The organism is Streptomyces ortus (genome assembly GCF_026341275.1).
In the GTDB taxonomy this organism is placed as follows: Bacteria; Actinomycetota; Actinomycetes; order Streptomycetales; family Streptomycetaceae; genus Streptomyces; species Streptomyces ortus.
Window position 1 is genome coordinate 1,555,889 of the sequence record NZ_JAIFZO010000002.1, and the last position, 25,309, is coordinate 1,581,197.

The window sequence follows — 25,309 nt, forward strand, 5'->3', positions numbered from 1 at the left end:
TCGGGCCTCAGCGCCTTGCAGGAACCAGCACCGCGCACCACTGCCGACCAGGATCACGAGGGAACGCGATGACGCAGCAGCCCGGAACGGGCCGTCCGAGTGCCCGTGCACGGCGTTCGTTCAGTGGGCAACGCGATCCCCGGCCGGTACAGTCCAATCCCGTGACCACACGGCTTGCCGACATCGCAGCGCAGGCGGGGGTGAGCGAAGCGACCGTCAGCCGGGTCCTGAACGGGAAGCCGGGCGTCGCCGCCACCACCCGCCAGTCCGTACTCGCCGCGCTCGACGTGCTCGGCTACGAGCGGCCCGTCCGGCTGCGCCAGCGCAGCGAGGGGCTCGTCGGGCTGATAACCCCGGAGCTGGAGAACCCCATATTCCCGGCCCTGGCCCAGGTCATCGGCCAGGCGCTGACCCGGCAGGGCTACACACCGGTTCTGGCGACCCAGACGCCGGGCGGCTCCACCGAGGACGAACTGACCGAGATGCTGGTCGACCGGGGGGTCGCCGGCATCATCTTCGTCTCCGGACTGCACGCGGACACCTCGGCGGACATGCAGCGCTACGAGCAACTGCGCGGGCGGGGAGTGCCGTTCGTCCTCATCGACGGTTTCTCGCCGAAGGTGCAGGCACCCTTCATCTCACCGGACGACCGGGCGGCGATGGCCCTGGCGGTCACCCATCTCGTCTCGCTCGGCCACACCCGGATCGGCCTCGCACTCGGCCCCAAGCGGTTCGTGCCGGTGCAGCGCAAGATCGAGGGCTTCGTCCGCACGATGCAGGACCTGCTGGGTCTGGCCACCGCCGACATCGAGGAGCGCCTGGTCCAGCACTCGCTGTACACGCTGGAGGGCGGCCAGGCGGCCACGGCGGCGCTCATCGACCGTGACTGCACGGCGATCGTCTGCGCGAGCGACATGATGGCACTGGGTGCCATACGGACGGCGCGGCAGCGCGGCCTCGAAGTCCCGGACGACATCTCCGTCGTCGGCTTCGACGACTCCCCGCTGATCGCCTTCACCGACCCGCCCCTGACCACGGTCCGCAAGCCGGTCCCGGCGATGGGCCAGGCCGCGGTGCGGACGCTGCTGGAGGAGATCGGCGGGACCCCGGCGCCGCACAGCGAGTTCGTGTTCATGCCGGAGCTGGTGGTCCGGGGCTCGACGGCCTCGTCACCAGGGGACCGCAACCGCGCCAGGGGCACCACCTAGGGGTGCGCGGCGGGGCGTCGTCGTGCGCGGGGAGTAGTGCGGCACCTACTTCAGGTGGAGAACGTGCGGGCAGGACCCACCCAGGGGATGATCGGTCGAGAAAGGCTCATCTGGCAGACTCTGTCCCTATGGGTGAGAGCACCGTGACGACACTGGAAGGCCAGGAGCAGGCCCCTCCACAGCCCGTCGCGGACGAGGCGCACGTCAGCGCGGGACACCGTCTCCTGCGAAGGCTGCGTACGCCCCGCCGCCCCCGGCTCTGGTTCGAGATCCTGCTCATCGGGGTGAGTTACTGGACGTACTCACTGATCCGCAACGCGGTCCCCGAGCAGCGGGGCCAGGCGCTGGCGAACGCCGACTGGCTCTGGCGGGTGGAACACCACCTCGGCATCGCCGTCGAGGAGTCGGTCAACCACGCCGTGAACTCGGTGACTTGGCTGATCGTCGGCATGAACTACTACTACGCGACCCTGCACTTCGTGGTGACCATCGGCGTCCTGGTGTGGCTCTACCGCAGCCACCCGGGCCGGTACGCGGCCACCCGCACGGTCGTCTTCGCCACCACGGGTGTGGCCCTGGTCGGCTACTACCTGTGTCCGCTGGCCCCGCCGCGCCTGATGACGGGCAACGACTTCATCGACACGGTCGTGGTCCACCAGACCTGGGGCTCGATGGCCTCCGGCGACCTGAAGAGCGTGTCGAACCAGTACGCCGCGATGCCGTCCATGCACATCGGCTGGTCCCTGTGGTGCGGCCTCACGATCTTCGCCCTGGCCTCGGTCCCCTGGGTCCGCGTCCTCGGCCTGCTCTACCCGGTGGCGACCCTGGTGGTCATCGTCGCCACGGCCAACCACTTCTGGCTGGACGCGGTGGGCGGCATGGCCTGCCTGGCGTTCGGCTACCTGGTGGCGAGGCTCTGGTACGGATCACTGCCGTACACGCTGCCGCAGCAGGTTCCACAGAAGGTTCCACCGAAGGTCCCGCCGAAGGATCCGCCCGAAGCGTGAGGGTCCGGGGCGGGGTCACTCCCCGCCTCCGCCGCCCCGCCGACGTCAGTGTGTGCCGTAGAACAGCTCGTCCACCACCGCCCGTGCCCGCCGAGTCGTCCGACGGTAGTCGTCCAGCATGTCCCCGACATGCCCGGGGCCGTACCCCAGATACCGGCCCACGGCGGCCAGCTCCCGCCCGTCGGAGGGAAACGTGTCGCCCGCCCGTCCCCGCACCAGCATCACCGCGTTCCGCACCCGGGTGGCCAGCACCCACGCCTCGTCGAGCGTCGCCGCGTCCTCCCCGGAGATCAGCTCCGCCGCACACGCGGCGGCCAGCGCCTCCCGCGTACGCGTCGTCCGCAGCCCCGGCTCCGCCCACCCGTGCCGCAACTGCGTCAACTGCACGGTCCACTCCACGTCGGACAGCCCGCCCCGCCCCAGCTTGGTGTGCAGCGTGGGATCCGCCCCACGGGGCATCCGCTCGGTCTCCATCCGCGCCTTGAGCCGCCGGATCTCCCGTACGGCGTCCTCCCCGAGCCCTTCCGCCGGATACCGCAGCGGATCGGCGAGGTCGAGGAACCGCCGCCCCAACTCCTCGTCCCCCGCCACGACTTCGGCCCGCAGCAGCGCCTGCGACTCCCATCCGAGCGACCAGCGCCGGTAGTAGGCCTCGTACGACTTCAGCGTCCGTACGAGCGGTCCGGACTTGCCCTCGGGACGCAGGTCGGCGTCGATGAGCAGCGGCGGGTCGGCGCTGGGGATCTGCAGCAGCCTGCGCATCTCGGAGACGACGGTGTTGGCGGCCCGCGCGGCCTCCTCGTCGCCCACGCCCTCCCGGGGCTCGTGCACGAAGAGCACGTCGGCGTCGGATCCGTACCCCATCTCGTGGCCGCCGAAGCGGCCCATGCCGATGACGGTGAAGCGGGTGGGCAGTGTCTCGCCCCAGCCGTCGCGGACGACGGCGCGCAGGGTGCCGGCGATCGTCGCCGCCGTGAGGTCCGAGATGGCGCCTCCGACGAGGTCGACGAGCGCGCCCTGGTCGGCGTTGGCCGGCGTCTCCTCGGTGCCGTAGGAGCCGACGATGTCGATGGCGGCCGTACGGAACAGCTCGCGCCGCCGTACGCCGCGCGCGGCGGTGACCGCGGCCTCTCCCTTGCCGGCCCGGCCCACCGCGGAGAGGATCTCCTGCTCCAGGTGGGCGCGGGTACGGGACACGAGCCCGCCGCCGGAGCCGTTACCGAGGAGTGCCACGGCTTCGGGCGCCCGCAGCAGCAGGTCGGGGGCGAGCCGTCCGGCGGACAGGACGCGGGCCAGGTTCTCGGCGGCGGCGCCCTCGTCCCGCAGCAGTCGCAGATACCAGGGGGTCTTGCCGAGCGCGTCCGAGACCTTGCGGAAGTTGAGCAGCCCCGCGTCGGGGTCGGCGGAGTCGGCGAACCAGCCCAACAGGACGGGCAGCAGCGTGCGTTGGATGGCGGCCTTGCGGGAGACGCCGGAGGCCAGCGCCTCCAGGTGGCGCAGCGCCGCGGCCGGATCCGCGTACCCGAGGGCGACCAGCCGCTCCCGGGCCGCCACCGGACTCAACCGGCTCTCGCCGGGCGCGAGTTGGGCGACGGCGTCGAGCAGCGGCCGGTAGAACAGCTTCTCGTGCAGCCGCCGCACCACTCCGGCGTGCCGCTTCCACTCGCGGTTCAGTGCCCTGACCGGGTCGGTCCGCAGCCCGAGCGAGCGTCCGATGCGCCGCAGATCGGCGTCGTCCTCGGGCACGAGGTGGGTGCGCCGCAGCCGGAAGAGCTGTATGCGGTGCTCCATGGACCGCAGGAAGCGGTACGCCTCGTCGAACTGCACCGCGTCGACGCGTCCCACGTACCCGCCCGCCGCCAGTGCCTTCAGGGCGTCGAGGGTGGTCCCGCTGCGCAGCGACGTGTCGACCCGTCCGTGCACCAACTGGAGCATCTGTACGGCGAATTCGACGTCCCGCAGTCCGCCGGGTCCGAGTTTCAGTTCCCGCTCGATCTCGGCGGCCGGGATGTTCTCGACGACGCGCCGCCGCATCTTCTGCACGTCGGTGACGAAGTTCTCCCGCTCGGCGACCTGCCAGACGAGGGGGGCCAGCGTGGCGACGTACTCCTGCCCCAGTTCGACGTCCCCCGCGACGGCCCGCGCCTTCAACAGGGCCTGGAACTCCCACGTCTTGGCCCAGCGCTGGTAGTAGGCGAGATGGCTGCTGAGCGTGCGCACGAGCGGGCCGTTGCGTCCCTCGGGCCGCAGATTGGCGTCGACGGGCCAGATGGACCCCTCGACGGTGGTCTCCGAGCAGATCCGCATCAGATGGGCCGCGAGCCGGGTGGCGGCCCGCATCGCCTTGTCCTCGTCGGCCGGGTCGGTGCCCTCCGCGGGTTCCCCGACGAAGATGACGTCGACGTCCGACACGTAGTTCAGTTCATGGCCGCCGCACTTGCCCATCGCGATCACCGCGAGCCGGCACATGTCGGCGTCCTCGGGCGCGGCGGCCTGGGCGAGGGAGAGCGCGGCGCGCAGGGTGGCGGTCGCGAGGTCGGCGAGCTCGGCCGCCGCCTGTGTGACGTCGGTCGTCCCGCACACGTCACGGGCGGCGATGGACAGCAGGCAGCGCCGGTAGGCGATCCGCAGCGACACGGGGTCGTCCGCCTCGGCGAGCCCGTGTTCGAACTCCGTGACGCCGGGATGCAGGTCCTGCGCCTCGTACGTGACGAGGGCCTGCCAGTCGAGCGGGTGGCGCGCGAGGTGGTCGCCGAGCGCGTCGGAGGCGCCGAGCACCCCGAGCAGCCGGTCGCGCAGCGGTTTGGCCGCGATCAGCGTGTCGAGGAGCTCGCGCCGCCCCGCGTCGTTCTCCTGCGCCTCGACGATCCGGACGAGCCCGAGCAGGGCCAGATCCGGGTCGGCGGTGGCGCCGAGCGCGTCGAGCAGCACCGGGTCGTCCGTCACGGCCGCGAGCTGCGGGCTGTCGAGCAGCCGCTCGGCGGCCGACGGATCGGTGAAACCGTGCCGCAGCAGCCGAGAGAAGGTACTGCTCCTGCGCCCCGGCACCGTCATCCCGGCCTCCGTCGTCCCCCGCGATGTCACCCCATGCGATCAAGGTCGTACGAGTGAGAGAGTAACCGCAGAGGCGGGGGGAAGCGCCTGGGCGGCCGGGCAGTGCGTGCGCGGGCCGGGCGTCCGGTCAGCGCGGTTCGCGGATGCCGTCGATGATGCGGGTCCAGTTGTCGCCGCCGTGGCCGTCCTCGACGGCGCGCCGGTAATGCGCCCGCACGGCCAGCGGGAGCGCCGGGTCGAGGCCGAGGGACGTACTGGTCGCGACGATGTGGTCGGCGGTCGCACCCATCATGGTGACCGTGCTGAGGTCACCGGGATGTTCACCGGCGTCGAGCGCCGCGCCGGGGGTCTCCTCGCCCGCCCGCAGGATGGCGCCGGTCGAGTCGGCGGAGGCCAGCAGCTCCGGCAGCGCCTGTGTGGCCTTCATGCCCGCGCCGCCCAGCATCGCGGTGGCGTGCATCAGGGCGGACAGGGTGGTCAGGAAGACCGTGAGCTGGGCCTGGTACATCAGCTGGGCGAGGCCCGGGTCCTCGCCCAGGTACTTCGGCGTCCCGAGCGCCGCCAGTGTCGCCGCCCGGCTCTCCAGCACCTGGCGGCTGCCGCTGTAGTAGACGTGGGCAGCCGCCGTGCCGACCATCGGCGCGGGAACCATGACACCGCCGGTGAGGAAGGCGGCGCCGTGACCGGCCGCCCAGGCCGCCGCCTCACGGGTGCGGTCGGGGGTGTCGGAGCTGAGGTTGACCAGCGTCCGGCCGGCGAGCGATCCGGTGGCGCCGCCGAGGACGTCGTACATGGCCGCGTAGTCGGTGAGGCTGAGGAGGACGAGGTCGCTCGCTTCGACGGCCCCGACGGGTGTCGCCGCGAGCGCCGCTCCGTCGGCGACGACGCCGTCGGCCCGGTCGGCGGTGCGGTTCCAGACGGTGACCGGGTGGCCGGCGGCGAGAAGGGTGCGGGTCATGGCGCGGCCCATCGGACCGAGCCCGATGACGGTCACGCCGGTGCCGGTGGCGGCGCTGTCCGGCCGGTGGGTGGGTTTCTGTTGTTCGTTCACCCCTCCATGCTCGAAGAGGCTCACTAATCTAGGAAGTACGCACTATTTTCTGCGGTACTTACCTTTTCGTAAGGGGATCAGGTGGCCAAGGCGCCGAGGCTCGGGCCGTACATCTGCGGCATCGACGCCGCGCTCGACGTGGTGAGCGGCAAGTGGAAGGGGCTGATCCTCTGGGAGCTCGAAGCCCACGGCGTACGCCGCTTCGCGGAACTCCGTCGCGCTCTGCCCGGGGTGAGCGAGAAGATGCTCACGCAGCATCTGCGCGAGATGGAGGAGGACGGCCTCGTACACCGCGAGGTCCACGCCGAGGTGCCGCCGCGGGTGGAGTACTCCCTGACCGGGCACGGGCGCACGCTCAACCGGGCGCTCGGTCCGCTGGGCGCCTGGGGCGCCGAGCGGATGCGCCGCGAAGGCCTCGCGACGGCGGACGCGGCGGACACGGTGGAGGCCGCACGCGTCTGAGCGTGCGGCGGAACTCCGAACGAACCAGACACGACGAAGGAGTCGTTCCATGGACATGGCCCTTGAAGTGATCACGCTGCCGGTCACCGACATCGACCGGGCGAAGGCCTTCTACGAGGAGAAGGTGGGCTTCCACGTCGACCTCGACACGGAGGTGATGCCGGGCGCGCGGGTGGTCCAGCTGACGCCTCCCGGTTCCGGCTGTTCGATCGCGCTCGCCGAGGGCGTGCCGATCCCGTCCGGGACCCCGCAGCCGGGCACGTACCACGGCATGCAGCTGGTCGTCGCGGACGCCAAGGCCGCGTACGAGGAGCTGACCGCGCGGGGCCTGGAACTGAGCGAGCCCGTCGCGTACGCCCCGCAGGACGGCGGCACGTTCATGCACTTCACCGACCCGGACGGCAACGGCTGGGCGATCCAGGAGTACCGGGAGCGCGCGACGAAGCCGCTGCACAAGCTGCTGTCGGACCAGGCCGAGCAGCAGTAGCCCGCCGGCCCGAGCGCCTGGACCGGCCGGCGTCAGCCGCTGGCCGCGTACGCCAGGAAGCTGGTCCAGGCGCCGCGGGTGACGGCGAGTTGGGGACCCGCCTGCACCTTGGAGTCACGTACGTGGATGAGGTCGGAGCAGACGGCCAACTCGACGCAGTCGCCATCACCGCCACTGCTGTAGCTGCTTTTGAACCAAGCCAGTTCAGTGGTGTTCATAGTTCTCCCCGCATCCGCTGCAACAGGCTCACGGAGTCTTCAAGGGTGAGAGCCTGCGATCGCATCCTGGCATATCGCATCTGCAGAACGCTGATCTCCTTCGCATCCGAGACGAACAGGCCCCCGCGTTGGCCCTCGTTGTAGGCGACCCATCGGTTCCCCGGCGTCTCCAGCAGCTGCATAGGTCCGTCCAGGCCCGCATGCGCCTGCCGCACCACCGGCATCACCTGCACCTCGACGTTGCGCAGCTCAGCCAGCTCCAGCACATGGTCGATCAACGCTCGCGTCACCTCCACCCCGCCCGTCCTCCGGAGGAACAAATGCTCCTCCAGGATGAAGCTGAACGCCGTGTTCGGCCGCTCCCGCAGCAGCCGTTGGCGATCCGCCCGGGCCACCCACTGGGCCTCGATCTGGTCGTCGCCCAGAGGCGGCAGTTGGTTCACGAACAGGGTGCGCGCATACGCCTCGGTCTGCAACAGCCCCGGGATCAGGCGGCATTCGTACGTATGGAGACTCACCGCCTCCGCCTCCAGGCGGGCCCACTGGCGGAACCAACTGGCCAGCCCCGGTTGCCGGGACAGATGCCGTGCGGCCCCCCGCAACGCCCCGAACGCGTCGAGCACTTCCTCTGCCCGCTCGACGAACTCCGGCGTCGGAAACCGGCGCCCCTGTTCGATGGAGGCCACGGTCGGCGCCGAGTACCGCACTCTGGGCGCGAACTCCTCCTGTGTGAGGCGGGCCCGTTTCCGGAAGGCCTTGACCACCTCGCCGAACGTCTTAAGGCTGTCGGACACCTCCGGCTCACCGCCACCACAACCAAGAGGGGCACCCACCCCACCCGTACCGTCCGTCATGCCAGGCCCTCCGTTCACCCGCGCCCATCACCCGACCACACCGCCAACACCACCAACGCACCCATGGTCACGGAGGGTTACGCATACGGTCCACACGGTGAGCTCGTACGCTCGGCGCGCGTACGGGTCCGCAGTTAAGGAACGGTCGTTCTTGACTGATCGTTCCTTAACTGTTTACCCTCGTGGTCATGGGCAGGCCAAGAGCATTCGACGAGGACGAAGCGGTACGCGCCGCCGTGGATCTGTTCGGCGGACGCGCCTATGACGGCGTGTCGGTCGACGACCTCGTCAGCCACCTCGGCGTGCACCGCAACAGCTTGTACAAGACGTTCGGCAGCAAGCGCGGCCTCTACCTGATCGCTCTGCGCCGCCACCTCACCGACGATGTCCGCCCTCTGCTCGACGCCCTCGGCGACGTACCGGACGCCGAGGCCGCGCTGCGACTGGTCACCACGGCAGACCTGCGCCTGCTTCTCCTCGCGACGGTCGAACGCGCACCGGTCGACGAGGAGGTCGCCTCCGAGGTGACGGCCGCACTGGCCGCCGTCGACCGGGCGATCGCCGACGCGCTCGGCGTTCCCGCCGATCTGGCCGCCGCCCTCACCGCCGCCGCGCTGGGCATCGTCCTGCGCGGCAACCCCGACAACGCCGCCACCGCGCTGATCCGACACCTCGACCCACTCCCCTGAAACGGACACCGAAATGACACTGATACGTATCGAGGGCGACGACCTCGTCGTCGTGATCGAGGGTTTCGACAAACTCTGGTCGTTCAAGGGCAGCCTGACCATCCCACTGGCCAACGTCCGTGGCGCGACCGCCGACCCCGGTATCGCCGCCGACCCCAAGGGAATCCGCGCACCGGGCTCCCACGTACCCGGGGTGATAACCGCCGGCACCTTCCACCAGGACGGCGAGAAGGTCTTCTGGAACGTCAGGGACGCCGCAAAGGCGGTCGTGGTGGAACTCGCCGACGAGCGGTACGCACGCCTGGTCATCCAGGTCGACGACCCTCGCGCGGCTGTCGCCCTGGTCGAGAACGCCCTCGCGTGAGGAGGGCCCTCTCGTCGTGCGGGGGCAGGCCGGCGCACAGTCTCGAATCGACCTCCGAGTCGGGCCCCGGGCGGCACCACGGTTCGGCCCCGGTGTCGCTGTCGATCAGTGAACTCGCTCACCGGTGCCAAGTGAGCACGCGGTCACTGCGGTACTACGAGGAGCAAGGTCTCCTGTTCCCGTCGCGCAACGCCGTGGGGCACCGCAGGTACCAGGCGAAAGACGCCGACTGCGTCGGGTTCATCCAGTGTCTGTACGGCGCGGGCCTGCCGAGCGACCTGATCCGTACGGTGGTCCAGGAGTGGAAACTCCCCGACTCCGCGCCCCGGATCGAGGCTCTACTGCGTACGCGGCACGCCGAACTCTCACGACAGGCGGAAGAACTGCATTCCAAGCTGACGGGCCTGGAAGCCGTACTGAACGCGGTGACCGGCAGCAGCTGACTTGCCCTTCACGCCGGTGTGAACGTCTACCTTCCTGGTGAATGCCCCGACAGGGCCCCAGGAAAGGCAGGCAGATGGGCAACTACATGCTGGCGCAGCTCCAGCTGAAGTACGGTTTCGCGAATCTGGCGCGCTATGAAGCCGCCATGGTGACCATCCGTGAATTCTTCGAATCGCAGGGCATCTCGCTGGTTGCGGGCACGGTGACGCAGGTCGGACCGCTGTACGAAGCGTTCAACCTGTGGAAGATCGAGGACCAGGGCCACTTGGAGCGCGCACTCGGCGCCTTGACGCTCAGCGATCCCCGCGCCCTGGAGGCCATGGGCGAGCTGGATGCCACGGTGGAACACGAACAGACGCGATTTCTCGGCTCACTCGCGTTCGCGGGGAACCCGAACACTGCGTGAGCCTTCGGGCTGGTCAGCTCTCAGCAGTGCTCGCAAGCCTGGTGGCCGGCTGATTGAAAGAGTCAGGTCCTGGGCCGGAGCGTGCTTCCGGGGCGGAGTCCGCCCCCCTCGTCCAGATCGTTCAGCACGGCCGGCAGGCCGACGCTCAGCATCTTCCTCCGGACGTGACCCAGGACCTGGGCCATCAGGAACCCGCCCGCACCCGTGAAGCCCGTGTGGTCATAGGTGAAGCGCGTTCCCGTGCCGTGGGATTCGATGCGGTAGGCGACCTCGGTGGTCTCGCCGCCGCCATGGTCGGTCCACGAGTAACGCAGCAGACGGGGCTCGTCCACATCCAGTACGACGCAGTCGACGATGCCGCTCCAGCCGGGCTTGGGCTTGGCGATGAACTGGAACCGGGCGCCGACGCTGGTGCTGAACCCTTCCGGGCGCGCCCCCGCTCCGGTCGCGGTCCACAGCGGTACGAGCCCGGGGCGGAAGGGCTGCGCGAACGGAAGAAGCGCCTCTTGCGGCAGCGCCTGTCCGACATCGCCACCGAGATGTTCCTGGAGCGCGGCTTCGACGCCGTCCGCGTATCGGAGATCGCCCAGGCATGCGGAGTCTCGGAGAAGACGGTCTTCAACCGCTTCCCCACCAAGGAATCGCTCATCCTGGACCGGGGCGAGACCACTATGGCCGCCCTGCGCGCCGGCCTGGCCGACGCGGACCACTCGCCGGTCGAGGCGGCGCTGCGGATCCTCTCCGACGAACTGCGCGCCATGACCTCCTGGATCGCCGCACAGGACGACCCCGTCCACGCCGCCGCCATGATCAGGCGCTTCGGCGCGCTGACCAGGTCCGCGCCCTCACTGAGGGCCTACCACCGGGACATGACCGACCGGCTCGTCACCGTCGCAGCCGAGGCGCTGGCCCGGCGGACCGACATGAGCCCGGACGACCCGGAACCGCAGATCGCGGCCACCGCCCTGCTCGGACTGTGGTCGATCCAGTTCCGGAGCCTCGGGAAACACCTGGACGGCGCCCGCACGCCGGCACAGATCCATGAGGCGGTGACGGCCGACGTCCGCCGAGCAGCCAAGCTCATCGACACGGGCCTGACCTCATTCAAAGACGCCGCCCCGGCCCCCTGAAACACCGTGGGGCCGACGGTCCGCGACCGTCGGCCCCACATGTCTGATCTTCGGGAAACCCGCTCCGGAAGAGCCTGCCCTTACAGCACCGGCAGGTTCTTCCGCAGCTCGAAAGCGGTCACCTCGGAGCGGTACTCCTCCCACTCCGCCTTCTTGTTGCGCAGGAAGAAGTCGAAGACGTGTTCGCCGAGCGTCTCGGCGACCAGTTCGCTGCGTTCCATCAGGGACAGCGACTCGCCCAGGTTCTGGGGCAGCGGCTCGATGCCCATCGCGCGGCGCTCGGCGTCGGAGAGGGCCCAGACGTCGTCGTCGGCGCCCGGCGGCAGCTCGTAGCCCTCCTCGATGCCCTTGAGGCCGGCGGACAGCAGGACCGCGTACGTCAGGTACGGGTTCGCGCCCGAGTCGATCGAGCGGACCTCCACCCGCGCCGACCCCGTCTTGCCGGGCTTGTACATCGGGACGCGGACCAGGGCCGAGCGGTTGTTGTGGCCCCAGCAGATGTACGAGGGAGCCTCGCCGCCCGCGCCCGCGGTGCGCTCGGAGCCGCCCCAGATGCGCTTGTACGAGTTGACCCACTGGTTGGTGATCGCGGCGATCTCCGCCGAGTGCTTCAGCAGGCCCGCGATGAAGGAGCGGCCGACCTTGGAGAGCTGGTACTCGGAGCCCGACTCGTAGAACGCGTTGCGGTCGCCCTCGAAGAGCGAGAGGTGCGTGTGCATGCCCGAGCCCGGGTGCTCGCTGAACGGCTTCGGCATGAACGTCGCCTGCACGCCCTGCTCCAGCGCCACCTGCTTCATGACCAGCCGGAACGTCATGATGTTGTCGGCCGTGGACAGCGCGTCCGCGTACCGGAGGTCGATCTCCTGCTGGCCCGGCGCGCCCTCGTGGTGCGAGAACTCGACCGAGATGCCCATCGACTCCAGCATGGTGATCGCCTGGCGGCGGAAGTCCATACCGACGTTGTGCGGGGTGTGGTCGAAGTAGCCGGAGTTGTCGGCCGGGGTCGGCCGCGAGCCGTCCGTCGGCTTGTCCTTCAGCAGGAAGAACTCGATCTCCGGGTGCGTGTAGAAGGTGAAGCCCTGGTCGGAGGCCTTGGCCAGCGCCCGCTTCAGCACGTACCGCGGGTCCGCGAAGGACGGCGAGCCGTCCGGCATCAGGATGTCGCAGAACATCCGGGCGGTGCCGGGGGCCTCGGCCCGCCACGGCAGGACCTGGAAGGTCGACGGATCCGGCTTGGCGATCATGTCGGACTCGTAGACGCGGGCGAAGCCCTCGATGGCCGACCCGTCGAAACCGATGCCCTCGTCGAATGCCTGTTCCAGCTCCGCCGGGGCCACGGCCACCGATTTGAGGAAGCCCAGCACGTCCGTGAACCACAGGCGTACGAAACGGATGTCGCGCTCTTCCAACGTACGGAGCACGAACTCCTGCTGCTTGTCCATCTTCCGCTTCCACCCAATCTTGCTGGTCAGGCCGCCTGCTCCCGTCCCAGGGAGGCGGTCGGGCACCTGCGCATCACACCACATCAGCATTTCATGCGCGTTGCGGGCCCCGATCGTCCGGCCGACCTCCGCCCGAACGCCTCGCACACGGCGCGTGTACTGCGCTGACGCCCATCTTGCCCGCTGAACGGCGGACATGAAATGGCGGACAACTGGCGTCTCTCCGTCACCTTCCCCACTACGATCAGCAGACCACTCCACTGCCCCTGCCCCTTTCCCCCAGAAGGACCACCCCATGGGTTCCGCCAAGAAGACAGAGTCCGCGTCGCGCAAGGCGCGGATAGAGGAGATGCGGCGCGCCGAGCAGTCCCGCGAGCGCCGCAACCGGGTCCTCACGATCACCGCCAGTGTGATCGTCGTCGCCGGTCTCGTCGCCGGTGGCGCGTTCCTGGTCAAGTCGCAGTCCGACGACAAGGACAGCGGAGCGGCGAGCGACTCGAAGGCGGCCTCGGGGAAGTTCGTCACGGGCAAGGACGGCGTGAAGAAGTGGAGCACCAAGCTCACGCAGAACCACGTCACCAAGGACGTGAAGTACCCGATGGAGCCCCCGGTCGGCGGTGACCACAACCAGGTCTGGATGAACTGCAACGGCGACGTCTACGAGGACGCGATCAAGAACGAGAACGCCGTGCACTCGCTGGAGCACGGCGCGGTCTGGGTGACGTACAACGGCAAGGCGTCCGACGCCGACGTGAAGGCGCTCGCCGAGAAGGTCAAGAAGACGCCGTACTCGCTGATGAGCCCCGTCGAGGACCAGCAGGACCCGATCATGCTCTCCGCGTGGGGTCACCAGCGGACGGTGAAGAGCGCGAGCGACCCGGACGTCGGCACGTTCTTCGAGACGTACGTCCAGGGCAAGCAGACTCCCGAGCCCGGCGCCGCCTGCACCAACGGCCTGTCGAAGTGAGGAAGATGAAGTCCGCGGGGTGGATCACCGGAGCCGCCGCGGCCGTCCTCGTGGCGGCCGGGGCCATCACGTACGCGGTCGCCGACGGCGACGACTCCGGGATGCGCCCGCCCGCGGCGGACTCGGCCGACGCGGGCTTCGCCCGTGACATGTCCGTGCACCACCAGCAGGCCGTCGAGATGTCGTACATCGTGCGCGACCTCACCGACGACGAGGGCGTGCGCCGCCTCGCGTACGACATCGCGCAGACCCAGGCCAACCAGCGCGGCATGATGCTCGGCTGGCTGGACCTGTGGGAGCTGCCCAAGGTGTCCGCCGGCGAGCCCATGGAGTGGATGGGCATGGCCGGCATGGGGTCGGGCGAGGACGGCGCGCTGATGCCGGGCATGGCGACCAACACCGAGATGGACGCGTTGCGCGAGCTGAGCGGCAAGGCGGCCGAGGTCCGCTATCTGCAGCTCATGTACGCGCACCACGTGGGCGGTGTGCACATGGCCAAGGGGTGTGTGGAGCGCTGCCAGGTCGGGGTGGAGCGAAGGCTCGCACAGGGCATGGTGCAGGCCCAGGAGTCGGAGATGAAGCTGATCACGGATCTGCTGAAGCAGCGCGGCGCGAAGCCGTTGCACTGACCTTTCCGATTACGGACGCTTCGCCGCAAACCCCCTTCCCATACGGTTCCTTGGGTGGTTTTTGGGGCAGCCATGCCCCGGCCATTCCCCTGGCGTGAACGGTTCATCGCAAGAGTGACCCCCATCCAGTGATCCTTTGGGGGTTCCATGAGATCCAATCGCGCGGCGGTGCGCGCCGGTGTGAGCATGGCGGCGACCCTGCCGCTGCTCGCCGGCGCGCTGGCCCTGGGCATACCCGCGGCCCACGCCTCCGACGACCCGGCCGGCCGTGACACGCTCCGGGGCACCAAGTCCCTGTGGGCCACGGCCGGGGCGGACAAGGGGGCCACGGCGGACAGCTCCCGGGTGTCGGCCCGGGTCTACCTAGCGGGCCGGGACGCGGCGGGCCTGGCCGCCTACGCCGGGGCCGTCTCCGACCCGTCGTCGGCCTCGTACGGGAAGTACCTCACCGCGCGGCAGGCCCAGGCCCGCTTCGGCGCGACGAAGGCGCAGGTGGCCGAGGTGACGGCCTGGCTGAAGTCGGCGGGGCTGACCGTCACGGCCACCAGGACGCACTACGTGTCGGTGACCGGTGAGGTGGCGGACGCGGAGAAGGCGTTCGGCACGCAGCTGCACAACTACGCGAAGGGCAGGAAGACCTACCGCGCGCCCGAGAAGACCGCCTCCGCGCCCGCCGGGCTGAACGGCGCCGTCCTCACCGTGACCGGTCTGGACAACGCCCCGCACAAGGTGGACCACTCCGACACGCTGCCGCCGCCGGACGCCGTGTTCCACAACGCCGGGCCGTTCTCGTCGTACTACGGCTCGAAGACGGCGACGACGCTGCCGGGCGCGTACGGCACGAAGGTCCCGTACGCCGTGAAGGGGTACACCGGCAAGCAGCTGCGGGCCGCCTACGGGGCGGGGAAGGCGACCGGCAAGGGCGTGACCGTGGCGATCACGGACGCCTACGCCTCGCCGACGATCGCGGCGGACGCCGCCGCGTACGCGGCGAAGCACGGTGACGCGGCGTACCGGGGCGGGCAGTTGACGCAGGTGCTGCCCGGTCAGTACACGCGGACCGAGGAATGCGGGGCGGCGGGCTGGTACGGCGAGGAGACCCTCGACGTCGAGGCCGTGCACGCGGTCGCGCCCGCCTCGAACATCGTCTACGTGGGCGCGGCGTCCTGTTACGACGACGACCTGCTCGACTCGCTCGGCAGAATCGTCGACGGGCATCTCGCCGACATCGTCTCCAACTCCTGGGGCGACATCGAGGCCAACCAGACGCCGGACCTCGCCGCCGCCTACGACCAGGTCTTCCAGCTCGGCGCCATCGAGGGCATCGGCTTCTACTTCTCGTCCGGCGACAACGGCGACGAGGTCGCCAACACCGGTACGAAGCAGGTCGACACCCCCGCCGACTCGGCGTGGGTCACGGCGGTCGGCGGCACCTCGCTCGCCGTCGGCAAGGGCGACACGTACCAGTGGGAGACCGGCTGGGGCACGCTCAAGGCCACGCTGTCCGACGACGGGAAGAGCTGGACGGACTTCCCCGGCGCGTTCACCTCGGGTGCGGGCGGCGGGACCAGCGCGACGGTGAGGCAGCCGTTCTACCAGCGGGGTGTCGTGCCGTCGCGGCTCGCGAAGGCCAACGGCAGGCAGGCCATGCGCACGGTTCCCGACATCGCGGCGATCGCCGACCCCAACACCGGGTTCCTGGTCGGGCAGACGCAGACCTTCCCGGACGGGACGCAGCGGTACGACGAGTACCGCATCGGCGGCACCTCGCTCGCCTCGCCCGTCATCGCCGGTGTCCAGGCGCTCGCCCAGCAGGCGCGCGGCGGACGGCCGATCGGCTTCGCCAACCCGGCGATCTACGACCGGTACGGCACGAAGCTCTACCACGACGTCACGGACCGCCCGACGGGCCGCGACCTCGCGGTGGCACGCGTGGACTTCGTCAACGCCTTCGACGCCTCGGAGGGCCTGCTGACCTCGGTCCGCAGCCTCGGCAAGGACAGCAGCCTGAAGGCCGTGCGGGGGTACGACGACGTCACGGGGGTGGGCTCGCCCGCGCCGGGTTACGTGACCTCGTACCGTCGCTGAGTCCCTGAGTCCCTGAGTCCCTGAGCCGCTGAACCGCTGCCGCTGCCGCTTCTCGGCCGTCGCGGCTTCTCAGCTCCGGTGCGTCCGTTCCTCTTCCTGGCCGGCGAGGGGCGGGCGCACCGGTTCGTTCGGGTCGCTCGGGTCGTTTGGTTCGTTTGGTTCGTTCGGGTCGTACAGGATCGCCGCCGCCACGTCCTGGGGGCGGTCGAGCATGACGAGGTGGCCCGCGGGGGCGGCGACGCGGAAGGTGCCGCCCAGGCGCTCGGCGAGGCGTTCCTGGCGGTCCAGCCAGTGTCGCGAGCCGCCGCTGTCGGGGTCGGCGTGGGCGGCGAGGACCGTGACGGGTACGTCCGGCAGGGGCCGCTCCCGCAGGTCGGCCAGCTCGACCGCCTGGTCCCGGTAGGTCGCGTTCTCGGCGAGGGCGGCCCGCAGGGAGCGGCTGGTGGAGTAGGCGCGCCGGACGAGGTCGTACGGGGCCGGGTCGCCGCGGCCGTTCCGGCGTCCCGCGCGGACCGCGGTACGCCGCAGGAGGGGGCCGAGGGCGCGTGGCAGGCCCGCGCCCGCCAGCAGCGTGCCGCACGCGCGCGTGGCGGTGTTCCGGAGGGCGGGGGCGCGGGACGGGCGCGGCTCCTCCTCGACGCCGGCGTCGACCAGGACGAGACCGGCCGTCCGCTCCGGGTACAGCCGCGCGAAGGCCTCGCAGTGGAAACCGGCGAGCGAGTGCCCGACCACGGTGACGGGTGTGTCGGCACCGGCCGCGTCGAGCACGCGCGCGATGCGCCGCGCCTCGCCGGTGAGCGTGGGCCACGCGCGCGCGGGCGCGGGGCCGCTGAGTCCGAGTCCGGGCCGGTCGAACCGGACGACCGTGCGGTACGGGGCGAGGAGCGGCACCACGGGGTCCCAGTCGAACCAGGACATGCCCAGGCCGGCGCTGAGCAGGCAGCCGGGTCCGGCTCCGTCGACGCGGAGGTGGTGCGGGATTCCGTCGATGCGAACGAAGCTCATGGGCGGACGTCCGCTCGGCGGAGAGGGGTGTCGAGCGGTGCGTCGAGAGGTGCGTCGGGCGGCGGTGTCGGGGCGCGGAGGAGGGAGACGGCCAGTGCGCCCAGCCAGATCGCGATGACGCCGACCTGGAGGCGCTGGGCGATGCCGACGCCCCAGCCGTCGTGGCCCGTCTCCAGGGCGGCGATCGCGGCCAGCGTCCAGAGGGTGGCGGCCAGTTCGAGCGCCAGGAGGGCGTGGGCCGCCGGGAAGGCCGCCGTGCGGGTGAGGGTCAGCATGGCGAGGAGGATGCCGCACAGGGCGACCGTGCTGCTCACGGTGTGCGCGGAGTGGGTCCACGGGACCACGGCCGCGGTCTCCCGCGCGGCGCACACCGGGTCGGTGGTGGGGGTGCAGCTGAGCGGGAGGCGGGAGTCGACCGCGGTGGCCGCGCCGAAGAGGAGGAGCGCGGCCCGTGCGGTCGGTGGGGTGCGGCGGGCCGGCAGGGTCGCGGCTGCGGCGCACACCAGGACGCCCGCGAGGAGGTCCGTCGTGCGGAACAGGGTGGAGTACGGCTGGTCGGTCGCGGCGAGTTCACTCACGTAGGCGGTGGCCGGGGGGAGGGAGGTCGGCAGGAGGGCTTCCAGCGTCCAGGCGGAGTACGCGAGGGCGGCGAGGGCCAGGAGGGTGGCTGCTGTGGGCGGGCGAGGTGTCGTCATTGACGCCCATGATCGGGGCGGTGGGTGGGGCTCGCATGTCGTGCGCCGTTCCCCGCGCCTCCTCTCAGGGGCGCGGGGAACGGCGCAGTCTTTCGTCTCTGGGGGCGCGGGGAACGGCGCACCGCTGGGGGGTCGGCGGGGCTGCCAGCCCATAACGTCTCTCTGACGATTACACTGGGCCTCGTGCCTCAACTACGTCTCGCTCTGAATCAGATCGACTCGACCGTCGGCGATCTCGCCGGGAACGCCGAGGCGGTCGTCCGCTGGACCCGGCACTCCGCCGAGCAGGGAGCCCACCTCGTGGCGTTCCCCGAGATGGTGCTGACCGGGTACCCCGTCGAGGACCTCGCCCTGCGGTCGTCCTTCGTGGAGGCGTCCCGCGCGGCCCTGCACGCCCTCGCCGCGCGGCTCGCCGAGGAGGGGTTCGGGGAGCTGCCGGTCGTCGTCGGCTACCTGGACCGTTCCGAAAAGGCGCAGCCCAAGTACGGGCAGCCGGCCGGTGCCCCGCGGAACGCGGCAGCGGTGCTGCACCGCGGCGAGGTGGTCCTCACCTTCGCCAAGCACCACCTGCCGAACTACGGCGTCTTCGACGAGTTCCGCTACTTCGTGCCCGGCGACACCCTGCCGGTCGTCCGGGTGCACGGCATCGACGTCGCCCTCGCCATCTGCGAGGACCTCTGGCAGGACGGCGGCCGGGTCCCGGCGACCCGTTCCGCCGGCGCCGGCCTGCTGGTGTCGATCAACGCCTCGCCGTACGAGCGCGACAAGGACGACACCCGGCTCGACCTCGTGCGCAAGCGCGCGCAGGAGGCCGGCTGCACGACCGCGTACCTGGCCATGATCGGCGGCCAGGACGAGCTGGTCTTCGACGGCGACTCGATCGTCGTCGACCGCAACGGCGACGTCGTCGCGCGGGCACCCCAGTTCTCCGAGGGGTGCGTCGTCCTCGACCTGGAGCTGCCCGCCGCCGCCCCCGAGCCGCCCTCGGGGGTCGTGGACGACGGGCTGCGCATCGATCACCTCGTCATCTCCGACGAGCCGCTGCCGCCGTACGAGGCGGAGTTGTCCGGCGGGTACGCCGAGCGGCTCGACGCCGACGAGGAGGTGTACTCCGCGCTGGTGGTGGGCCTGCGGGCGTACGCCGCGAAGAACGGTTTCCGCTCCGTGCTGATCGGGCTCTCGGGCGGTATCGACTCCGCCCTCGTCGCCGCGATCGCCTGCGACGCGCTCGGCGCGGAGAACGTGTACGGCGTGTCGATGCCGTCCAAGTACTCCTCGGACCACTCCAGGGGAGACGCGGCCGAGCTGGCCCGGCGGACCGGGCTCAACTTCCGTACCGTCCCGATCGAGCCGATGTTCGACGCGTACATGGGGTCGCTGGGGCTCACCGGGCTGGCCGAGGAGAACCTCCAGTCGCGGCTGCGCGGCACCATGCTGATGGCCCTCTCCAACCAGGAGGGGCACATCGTGCTGGCGCCGGGCAACAAGTCCGAGCTGGCGGTGGGGTACTCGACGCTGTACGGCGACTCGGTGGGCGCGTACGGGCCGATCAAGGACGTCTACAAGACGTCGATCTTCCGGCTCGCCGAGTGGCGCAACCGGGCGGCGGCCGAGCGGGGGCAGACCCCGCCGATCCCGGAGAACTCCATCTCCAAGCCGCCGAGCGCCGAGCTGCGGCCGGGGCAGGTCGACACGGACTCGCTGCCGGACTATCCCGTCCTGGACGCGATTCTGGAGCTGTACGTCGACCGGGACACGGGGGCCGACGCGATCGTGGCGGCGGGGTACGACCGGGAGATGGTCACCAAGACGCTGCGGATGGTCGACACGGCCGAGTACAAGCGGCGGCAGTATCCGCCGGGCACGAAGATCTCGGCGAAGGGCTTCGGCAAGGACCGGCGGCTGCCGATCACGAGCCTCTGGCGCGAGAGCGTTTGAGGCAGCGTCCCGAAAGACGAGAAGACTGCGCCGTTCCCCGCGCCCCTGAGAAAGGGCGCGGGGAACGGCGCAGTCTTTTGTTCCTCAGTGGTGGGCCGGGACCTCCGCGTGCTGCGGGGTGTGGGTCGCCACTATGCGGCCCGCGTTCGTCGTGCCGCGGTTGCGGTCCACGACGTACGCGACGGCCGCGACGGCCAGGCCCAGCACCGCCAGGGCCGCGCCCGCGAGGGCCGGGGACGTGACGCCGTAACCCGCCGCGAGGGCCAGGCCGCCGATCCACGCGCCGCCGGCGTTCGCGAGGTTGAACGCCGCCTGGTTGGCGGAGGAGGCCAGGGACGGGGCCGAGGACGCCTTCTCCATGACCATGAGCAGCAGCGGGGAACTGGTCGTGAACGCCGCCGCGCCGAGCAGGACCACGGCGAGGGGCGCACTCCACGCCGTGGTCATCATCAGCGGGAAGAGGGCCAGCACCGCCACCAGCGAGACCAGCCCGCCGAACAGCGTGCCGCGCATCGAGCGGTCCGCCAGCCGGCCGCCGAGCAGGTTGCCGATGGTGGCGCCCACGCCGAACAGCGCGAGCAGCAGGGTCACGCTGGAGTCGGCGTACCCGGCGGAGTCCGTCAGCATCGGCGTGATATAGCTGTACGCCGAGAAGAGCGCGCCGAAGCCCGCGACGGTCGTACCGAGGGCCAGCCAGACCGGGACCGACCTGAGCGCCGCCAGTTCGCCGCGCAGTCCGGTGGCGGCCAGGTCGTGCTCGGACGTGCGGGGCAGGAGCAGCGCCAGCGAGGCGATGGCCGCGAGGCCGATCACACTGACACCGAGGAAGGTGGCACGCCAGCCGAACTGCTGGCCGACGAGGGTGGCGGCGGGGACGCCCGCGATGTTCGCGACGGTGAGGCCGAGGAACATCAGGGAGACCGCGCGGGCCTTGCGCTCGGCGCTGACCATGCCGGTGGCGACGACGGCTCCGACGCCGAAGAACGCGCCGTGCGGCAGACCGCTCAGGAAGCGGGCCGCGAGCAGTGAGGTGTGGTCGGGGGCGAACGCCGAGAGCGTGTTGCCCACGACGAACAGCACCATCAGCCCGATCAGGACCTTGCGGCGGGCCATGCGGGCGGTGACCGCCGCGAGCAGCGGGGCGCCGACGACGACGCCGATCGCGTACGCCGAGACGAGATGGCCGGCGGTGGGGATCGAGATGCCCAGGTCGTCCGCGACGTCGGGCAGCAGCCCCATCATCACGAACTCGGTGGTGCCGATGCCGAAGGCGCCCACGGCGAGGGCGAGCAGGGCCAGGGGCATGAGGGACCTTTCACAGGGGAGAGCGGTGTTCCGTGCAGTTTATGTTCAACTACGGAACAAAGCCTTCCAGCCCCAGTATTCCCAAGGGTTACGAGCGGGTTGCCGACAGCTTCACGCGTGCGGCGATCGGAAGATGGTCGCTGCCCGTCTCCGGCAGGGTCCACGAGGTGACCGGCTCGACGCCCTTGACCATGATCTGGTCGATGCGCGCCATCGGGAACGACGCCGGCCAGCTGAACCCGAAGCCGCTGCCCGCCGCACCCTGCGCGGAGCGCATCTGCGAGGTGACGCCGTTCAGCGCGCGGTCGTTCATCGTGCCGTTCAGGTCGCCGAGCAGGGCGATGTCCGGCAGCCTCTCGTCGGCGATGGCCTCCCCGAGCGCGTCGGCGCTCTTGTCGCGCTGCCGCGCGGTGAAACCGGCCTCCATCTTCACCCGGACGGAGGGCAGGTGCGCCACGTACACCGCGAGCCGCCCGTCGGGCGCGGCGACGGTCGCCCGCATCGCGCGGGTCCAGCCGAGCTTGATGTCGACGGGGGCGGCCCCACTGATCGGGTACTTGCTCCACAGACCGACCGTGCCCTGCACGGAGTGGTACTTGTACGTCGAGGCGAGGGCCTTCTCGTAGACCGGAACCGCCGTGGTGGTCAGCTCCTCCAGGGCCACCACGTCCGCGCCCGAGGCGGCCACGGCACGGGCCGTGCCCTCCGGGTCCGGGTTGTCCGCGTTGACGTTGTGCGTGGCGACGGTGAGGTCCCCGCCGGAGCCCGTCCTGTCGACGAGCAGCCCGCCGAAGAGGTTGACCCAGATGATCGCGGGCAGGAGGACTGCGATCAGCGCGGTCGCCGACCTGCGGAACAGCGCGAGGCCGAACAGCACCGGGACGGCCAGCCCCAGCCAGGGCAGGAAGGTCTCCAGGAGGCTGCCGAGGTTGCCGATCCGGTTCGGGATCTGCGCGTGCATCGCCATCACCAGGGCGAGGACGAGGGCGCACGCGGCCAGGACGACGCCCCGCCGCCAGATGCCCCGGTCGGTGCGGAGCGACGTCAGCAGGCGGCGGAGCCGGGGTCCTCTGCGGTCGGGTCCCTGGCCGCCGCTGCCCGTCTCCGTCATGTACGCCTGCGCCATACCGTCGCCTCACCAACTGCCGTTCACATCATCCCCGCGCCCTAAGACCCTAGGGGATGATCGCGATCGTTCCCGCCGCCCCACGGCGGCCGTACGGGCACAAGGACGACCGAGGGGGCGCGGCGAGTTCCGGCGGCGGGCCAGGTGGGGTGGTCTGTGACGGAACGCGCACATTGACGGGACCGGCGTCGCGGGGGGTCAGTGGGCGGCGGAGCCCAGTCCCGCCAGGACCGTGTCGACGATCCGTTCGGACAGTCCCTCCTCGAGTCCCGCGTCCGTGCGGATGACCGCGCGGACGAGCATGGGACCCACGAAGAGGTCGTTGGCCAGTTCGACGTCGACGTCCGCGCGGAACTCGCCGTTGGCCTGGCCGCGCCGCAGGACGTCGAGCGTCAGCAGGCGGCGCGGTTCGATGACGGCCGCGTGGTAGACCTTCCACAGCTTGGGGCTGCTCTTCATCTGCGCGTAGACGTTGTGCATGATCGCCGACGAGCGGGTGGCCAGACCGCGCTGCCGCAGCGATTCGAGTATGGCGATCAGGTCGTCGCGCATGGACGTGCCGGGCAGCCCCGGGTCGGGCGGTTCGGCGGTGCGCAGCACGTCGCAGAAGAGTTCCTCGCGGCCGCTCCAGCGGCGGTAGATGGTGGCCTTGCCGACACCGGCGATGCGGGCGACCCGCTCTATGGAGATCTCCGCGAGCGGAACGCCCTCCTCCAGCAGGCGCATGACGCCCTCGACGATCGAGCGCTCCACCGCCTCGCTGCGTGGCCGGCCCCTGACGGCCCCGCCGCCGGTCCGTCCGGCCCCGCCCGGCCCCTGCTCCACGTGATCGCTCCGCTCTCTCCGGTGTTGCTGTCGCGCTCGCCGCTCGGTTGATTGTGCCTGGCCCCCGAAGGGATGGGACGTGGGTACGGGTCCGTCGTGGCCGGGCACGTAGTTCCCCGCGCCCCTTGGGGGCGGGCTTCAGTGGTCCGTGCTGACCAGGTCCGTCTTCTCTTCCGCCTCGGCCGGGGTGCGGCCCGGGAGGAACAGGTAGACGACCAGTGCGCCCACCACGGCGACTCCCGCGCCGCACAGGGCCGTCACGTGCATCGCGTGCAGGAAGGCGTCGTTGGCCGGGCCGACCAAGGCGTCGCCCTTGGGACCGAGCTTCGCCGCGAAGCCGAGGGTCGCCTCGATGGACTCCCCCGCCTCGTGCCGGGCGGCCTCGGGCAGCTTGTCCTCGATGCCCGAGCGGTACGCGGCGGACAGCACCGAGCCCAGTACGGCGATACCCAGGGCCCCGCCGACCTGGCGGAAGGTGTTGCTGAGCGCGGAGGCGGAGCCCGCCTTCTCGCGCGGCAGGGCCTGCATGATCACGACGCTGGTCGGCGTCATGATGTGCGCCATGCCCGCGCCCATCAGGAAGAAGATGACTTCCAGGATCCAGATCGGCGTGTCCGCCTCCAGCACGGCGAACGCGGCCAGCATGGCGGCGATGGTGAGCATGCCCGCCGTCGTGGTGGCCCGGTTGCCGAAACGGTCCACGACCAGCCGGGCGCGCGGCGCGAAGACGAGCTGCGCGACGGCCAGCGGCAGCATCAGCAGACCGGTTTGCAGGGGCGAGTAACCGCGCACGCTCTGCGTGTAGAAGACGGAGAAGAACGTCACGCCCATCAGCGCGAAGAACACCAGCGCTATGGCGGCGATGGCCGCGGAGAAGACCTTGTTCTTGAAGTAGTCGATGTCGATCGACGGGTGGTCGCTGCGCTTCTCGTGCACGACGAAGCCGACGAGTACGACGAGTCCGGCGCCGATGGTCGCGAGGACCGTGGCGTCCGTGAAGTCGGCGAGCTGACCGCCCTTGATGATGCCGTACACCAGCAGGACGAGGCCGATGACGGACAGCACCACGCCCACCGGGTCGATGCGGCCGGGCTTCGGGTCGCGGGAGTCGGGGACGAGCCAGATCATCAGGCCGAGCGCCACGATCACGATCGGTACGTTGATCAGGAAGACGGAGCCCCACCAGAAGTGGTCGAGCAGGACCCCTCCGGTGATCGGGCCGATGGCGATGGCGAGGCCGACGCCGCCCGCCCAGATGCCGATGGCCTTCGGCTGTTCGTCGCGCTCGAAGACGTTCATCAGGACGGCGAGGGTGGCCGGCATCACGAAGGCGGCGCCGAGGCCCATCACCGCGCGGAACGAGATGAGCTCCACCGGGGACCCGGAGGAGGCGGCGAGCGCCGAGCCGATCCCGAAGACGAGGAGGCCGCCGAGCAGCACCTTCTTGCGGCCGAGCCGGTCGCCGAGGAGGCCGGCGGAGAAGAGCAGGCCCGCGAAGACGAGGGTGTAGGAGTTGATGGCCCATTCCAGCTCGCTCTGGGTGGCTCCCAGGCCGGTCGGGGCGGGCGTGGAGATGGTCTTGATCGCCACGTTCAGGATCGAGTTGTCGAGAACGACGATCAGCAGGCTCAGCATCAGCACGCCGAGGATCGCCCAGCGTCGTCGGTGCACGGCCTCCGGTATCCGGGGCGAGGTGTCGGCAGGAGTGGTCATACCGAAAAGGCTAGAGGAGATTCGATACGATACCGTCTCGTATCGGAATCCTTTACCTAGACCTTACGAGCTCTGGAGACGGGCTTGAGGCCCGCCGGGTGGAGACGAGGGCCACGGTGACCCCTCTAGCCGTTCTGTGGCACGAGGTGCCACCATGGAGGGGATCCGGAGACGCCGTCAGGGCGCTTCGAGATGACAGAAG

The 25,309-nt window shown here is 70.6% G+C and carries 25 protein-coding genes; 13 read left to right on the forward strand and 12 right to left on the reverse strand.

The features are described from left to right. Nucleotides 1-161 precede the first annotated feature (161 nt). Nucleotides 162-1,208 (forward strand): LacI family DNA-binding transcriptional regulator, encoded by a 1,047-nt coding sequence (locus tag K3769_RS10160; RefSeq protein ID WP_267026104.1) that lies wholly within the window; start codon nt 162-164, stop codon nt 1,206-1,208. A gap of 128 nt (nt 1,209-1,336) precedes the next feature. Then, nucleotides 1,337-2,215, forward strand: a complete 879-nt coding sequence (locus tag K3769_RS10165) for a phosphatase PAP2 family protein (RefSeq protein WP_267026105.1) — start codon at nt 1,337-1,339, stop codon at nt 2,213-2,215. 45 nt (nt 2,216-2,260) lie between these two features. Here K3769_RS10165 and K3769_RS10170 read toward each other — a convergent pair whose 3' ends face one another. Both K3769_RS10170 and K3769_RS10175 read right to left on the reverse strand, forming a co-directional pair. Next, on the reverse strand, nt 2,261-5,269 hold the full coding sequence (locus K3769_RS10170; protein WP_267026106.1) for a bifunctional [glutamine synthetase] adenylyltransferase/[glutamine synthetase]-adenylyl-L-tyrosine phosphorylase: 3,009 nt from the start codon (nt 5,267-5,269) through the stop codon (nt 2,261-2,263). Nucleotides 5,270-5,396: 127 nt separating this feature from the next. Next, nucleotides 5,397-6,320 carry an NAD(P)-dependent oxidoreductase gene (locus K3769_RS10175; RefSeq protein ID WP_267026107.1) on the reverse strand — a complete coding sequence of 308 codons (924 nt, stop codon included), beginning with the start codon at nt 6,318-6,320 and terminating at the stop codon, nt 5,397-5,399. Nucleotides 6,321-6,401: 81 nt separating this feature from the next. Between K3769_RS10175 and K3769_RS10180 the strand changes: the two genes are divergently transcribed. Together K3769_RS10180 and K3769_RS10185 are read left to right on the forward strand one after the other, a co-directional pair. Beyond that, nucleotides 6,402-6,782 (forward strand): winged helix-turn-helix transcriptional regulator, encoded by a 381-nt coding sequence (locus tag K3769_RS10180; RefSeq protein ID WP_267026108.1) that lies wholly within the window; start codon nt 6,402-6,404, stop codon nt 6,780-6,782. Nucleotides 6,783-6,831: 49 nt separating this feature from the next. Next, entirely contained in the window at nt 6,832-7,269 is a 438-nt protein-coding gene (locus tag K3769_RS10185; protein ID WP_267026109.1) for a VOC family protein, read from the forward strand. A gap of 32 nt (nt 7,270-7,301) precedes the next feature. Here K3769_RS10185 and K3769_RS10190 read toward each other — a convergent pair whose 3' ends face one another. Both K3769_RS10190 and K3769_RS10195 read right to left on the reverse strand, forming a co-directional pair. Then, nucleotides 7,302-7,487 (reverse strand): DUF397 domain-containing protein, encoded by a 186-nt coding sequence (locus K3769_RS10190; RefSeq protein ID WP_267026110.1) that lies wholly within the window; start codon nt 7,485-7,487, stop codon nt 7,302-7,304. Further along, nucleotides 7,484-8,341: a helix-turn-helix domain-containing protein gene (locus K3769_RS10195; RefSeq protein ID WP_267026111.1), complete on the reverse strand. Its 858-nt coding sequence runs from the start codon at nt 8,339-8,341 to the stop codon at nt 7,484-7,486. The genes K3769_RS10190 and K3769_RS10195 overlap by 4 nt, the downstream gene beginning before the upstream one ends. Before the next feature lie 188 nt (nt 8,342-8,529). On the opposite strand from K3769_RS10195, the gene K3769_RS10200 reads away from it, so the two are divergent. The 4 genes from K3769_RS10200 to K3769_RS10215 all read left to right on the forward strand — a co-directional run bounded on the left by K3769_RS10200 (nt 8,530) and on the right by K3769_RS10215 (nt 10,244). After that, nucleotides 8,530-9,030, forward strand: a complete 501-nt coding sequence (locus K3769_RS10200; protein ID WP_267026112.1) for a TetR/AcrR family transcriptional regulator — start codon at nt 8,530-8,532, stop codon at nt 9,028-9,030. Between the two features lie 13 nt (nt 9,031-9,043). Then, a complete protein-coding gene (locus K3769_RS10205; RefSeq protein WP_267026113.1) occupies nt 9,044-9,394 on the forward strand; it encodes a hypothetical protein in 351 nt (116 codons plus the stop codon). A 131-nt stretch (nt 9,395-9,525) separates the two neighbouring features. Next, nucleotides 9,526-9,837: a MerR family transcriptional regulator gene (locus K3769_RS10210; RefSeq protein ID WP_372514903.1), complete on the forward strand. Its 312-nt coding sequence runs from the start codon at nt 9,526-9,528 to the stop codon at nt 9,835-9,837. Between the two features lie 74 nt (nt 9,838-9,911). Beyond that, nucleotides 9,912-10,244: an NIPSNAP family protein gene (locus tag K3769_RS10215; RefSeq protein WP_267026115.1), complete on the forward strand. Its 333-nt coding sequence runs from the start codon at nt 9,912-9,914 to the stop codon at nt 10,242-10,244. A gap of 62 nt (nt 10,245-10,306) precedes the next feature. Here K3769_RS10215 and K3769_RS10220 read toward each other — a convergent pair whose 3' ends face one another. Further along, nucleotides 10,307-10,834: an SRPBCC family protein gene (locus K3769_RS10220; RefSeq protein ID WP_267031307.1), complete on the reverse strand. Its 528-nt coding sequence runs from the start codon at nt 10,832-10,834 to the stop codon at nt 10,307-10,309. Between K3769_RS10220 and K3769_RS10225 the strand changes: the two genes are divergently transcribed. Then, on the forward strand, nt 10,751-11,374 hold the full coding sequence (locus K3769_RS10225; protein ID WP_267026116.1) for a TetR/AcrR family transcriptional regulator: 624 nt from the start codon (nt 10,751-10,753) through the stop codon (nt 11,372-11,374). The two genes, K3769_RS10220 and K3769_RS10225, sit on opposite strands and share 84 nt — an antisense overlap. An 80-nt stretch (nt 11,375-11,454) precedes the next feature. Here the strand turns inward: K3769_RS10225 and K3769_RS10230 are convergent, their stop codons facing one another. After that, the gene (locus tag K3769_RS10230; RefSeq protein WP_267026117.1) at nt 11,455-12,816 is read right to left on the reverse strand and encodes a glutamine synthetase family protein; all 1,362 of its coding nucleotides are present in this window, start codon (nt 12,814-12,816) and stop codon (nt 11,455-11,457) included. A 295-nt stretch (nt 12,817-13,111) separates the two neighbouring features. Here K3769_RS10230 and K3769_RS10235 point away from each other — a divergent pair, with 295 nt between their 5' ends. The 3 genes from K3769_RS10235 to K3769_RS10245 all read left to right on the forward strand — a co-directional run bounded on the left by K3769_RS10235 (nt 13,112) and on the right by K3769_RS10245 (nt 16,500). Next, the gene (locus K3769_RS10235; protein WP_267026118.1) at nt 13,112-13,783 is read left to right on the forward strand and encodes a thioredoxin-like domain-containing protein; all 672 of its coding nucleotides are present in this window, start codon (nt 13,112-13,114) and stop codon (nt 13,781-13,783) included. A 5-nt stretch (nt 13,784-13,788) separates the two neighbouring features. Next, nucleotides 13,789-14,412 (forward strand): DUF305 domain-containing protein, encoded by a 624-nt coding sequence (locus tag K3769_RS10240; RefSeq protein ID WP_267026119.1) that lies wholly within the window; start codon nt 13,789-13,791, stop codon nt 14,410-14,412. A 147-nt stretch (nt 14,413-14,559) separates the two neighbouring features. Further along, the gene (locus K3769_RS10245) at nt 14,560-16,500 is read left to right on the forward strand and encodes a S53 family peptidase (protein WP_267026120.1); all 1,941 of its coding nucleotides are present in this window, start codon (nt 14,560-14,562) and stop codon (nt 16,498-16,500) included. A 69-nt stretch (nt 16,501-16,569) separates the two neighbouring features. Here the strand turns inward: K3769_RS10245 and K3769_RS10250 are convergent, their stop codons facing one another. Continuing rightward, the gene (locus tag K3769_RS10250; protein WP_267026121.1) at nt 16,570-17,505 is read right to left on the reverse strand and encodes an alpha/beta fold hydrolase; all 936 of its coding nucleotides are present in this window, start codon (nt 17,503-17,505) and stop codon (nt 16,570-16,572) included. Continuing rightward, nucleotides 17,502-18,200: a DUF998 domain-containing protein gene (locus K3769_RS10255; RefSeq protein ID WP_267026122.1), complete on the reverse strand. Its 699-nt coding sequence runs from the start codon at nt 18,198-18,200 to the stop codon at nt 17,502-17,504. The genes K3769_RS10250 and K3769_RS10255 overlap by 4 nt, the downstream gene beginning before the upstream one ends. Nucleotides 18,201-18,383: 183 nt before the next feature. On the opposite strand from K3769_RS10255, the gene K3769_RS10260 reads away from it, so the two are divergent. Continuing rightward, a complete protein-coding gene (locus K3769_RS10260; protein ID WP_267026123.1) occupies nt 18,384-20,138 on the forward strand; it encodes an NAD+ synthase in 1,755 nt (584 codons plus the stop codon). Between the two features lie 84 nt (nt 20,139-20,222). On the opposite strand, the gene K3769_RS10265 is transcribed toward K3769_RS10260, so the two are convergent. The 4 genes from K3769_RS10265 to K3769_RS10280 all read right to left on the reverse strand — a co-directional run bounded on the left by K3769_RS10265 (nt 20,223) and on the right by K3769_RS10280 (nt 25,107). After that, the gene (locus tag K3769_RS10265) at nt 20,223-21,443 is read right to left on the reverse strand and encodes an MFS transporter (protein ID WP_267026124.1); all 1,221 of its coding nucleotides are present in this window, start codon (nt 21,441-21,443) and stop codon (nt 20,223-20,225) included. A gap of 88 nt (nt 21,444-21,531) precedes the next feature. Further along, a complete protein-coding gene (locus K3769_RS10270; protein WP_267026125.1) occupies nt 21,532-22,569 on the reverse strand; it encodes an endonuclease/exonuclease/phosphatase family protein in 1,038 nt (345 codons plus the stop codon). A 198-nt stretch (nt 22,570-22,767) separates the two neighbouring features. After that, nucleotides 22,768-23,394, reverse strand: a complete 627-nt coding sequence (locus K3769_RS10275; protein ID WP_267026126.1) for a TetR/AcrR family transcriptional regulator — start codon at nt 23,392-23,394, stop codon at nt 22,768-22,770. Between the two features lie 138 nt (nt 23,395-23,532). Beyond that, the gene (locus K3769_RS10280; protein ID WP_267026127.1) at nt 23,533-25,107 is read right to left on the reverse strand and encodes an MFS transporter; all 1,575 of its coding nucleotides are present in this window, start codon (nt 25,105-25,107) and stop codon (nt 23,533-23,535) included. Between the last annotated feature and the right edge of the window lie 202 nt (nt 25,108-25,309).

Bases quoted from the DNA above. Each gene is read 5' to 3' on its own strand.
- K3769_RS10165 (WP_267026105.1), top strand. From the start codon at position 1,337: ATGGGTGAGAGCACCGTGACGACACTGGAAGGCCAGGAGCAGGCCCCT.
- K3769_RS10170 (WP_267026106.1), bottom strand. From the start codon at position 5,269: ATGACGGTGCCGGGGCGCAGGAGCAGTACCTTCTCTCGGCTGCTGCGG.
- K3769_RS10185 (WP_267026109.1), top strand. From the start codon at position 6,832: ATGGACATGGCCCTTGAAGTGATCACGCTGCCGGTCACCGACATCGAC.
- K3769_RS10190 (WP_267026110.1), bottom strand. From the start codon at position 7,487: ATGAACACCACTGAACTGGCTTGGTTCAAAAGCAGCTACAGCAGTGGC.
- K3769_RS10195 (WP_267026111.1), bottom strand. From the start codon at position 8,341: ATGACGGACGGTACGGGTGGGGTGGGTGCCCCTCTTGGTTGTGGTGGC.
- K3769_RS10200 (WP_267026112.1), top strand. From the start codon at position 8,530: ATGGGCAGGCCAAGAGCATTCGACGAGGACGAAGCGGTACGCGCCGCC.
- K3769_RS10205 (WP_267026113.1), top strand. From the start codon at position 9,044: ATGACACTGATACGTATCGAGGGCGACGACCTCGTCGTCGTGATCGAG.
- K3769_RS10215 (WP_267026115.1), top strand. From the start codon at position 9,912: ATGGGCAACTACATGCTGGCGCAGCTCCAGCTGAAGTACGGTTTCGCG.
- K3769_RS10230 (WP_267026117.1), bottom strand. From the start codon at position 12,816: ATGGACAAGCAGCAGGAGTTCGTGCTCCGTACGTTGGAAGAGCGCGAC.
- K3769_RS10235 (WP_267026118.1), top strand. From the start codon at position 13,112: ATGGGTTCCGCCAAGAAGACAGAGTCCGCGTCGCGCAAGGCGCGGATA.
- K3769_RS10240 (WP_267026119.1), top strand. From the start codon at position 13,789: ATGAAGTCCGCGGGGTGGATCACCGGAGCCGCCGCGGCCGTCCTCGTG.
- K3769_RS10245 (WP_267026120.1), top strand. From the start codon at position 14,560: ATGAGATCCAATCGCGCGGCGGTGCGCGCCGGTGTGAGCATGGCGGCG.
- K3769_RS10250 (WP_267026121.1), bottom strand. From the start codon at position 17,505: ATGAGCTTCGTTCGCATCGACGGAATCCCGCACCACCTCCGCGTCGAC.
- K3769_RS10255 (WP_267026122.1), bottom strand. From the start codon at position 18,200: ATGACGACACCTCGCCCGCCCACAGCAGCCACCCTCCTGGCCCTCGCC.
- K3769_RS10265 (WP_267026124.1), bottom strand. From the start codon at position 21,443: ATGCCCCTGGCCCTGCTCGCCCTCGCCGTGGGCGCCTTCGGCATCGGC.
- K3769_RS10270 (WP_267026125.1), bottom strand. From the start codon at position 22,569: ATGGCGCAGGCGTACATGACGGAGACGGGCAGCGGCGGCCAGGGACCC.
- K3769_RS10280 (WP_267026127.1), bottom strand. From the start codon at position 25,107: ATGACCACTCCTGCCGACACCTCGCCCCGGATACCGGAGGCCGTGCAC.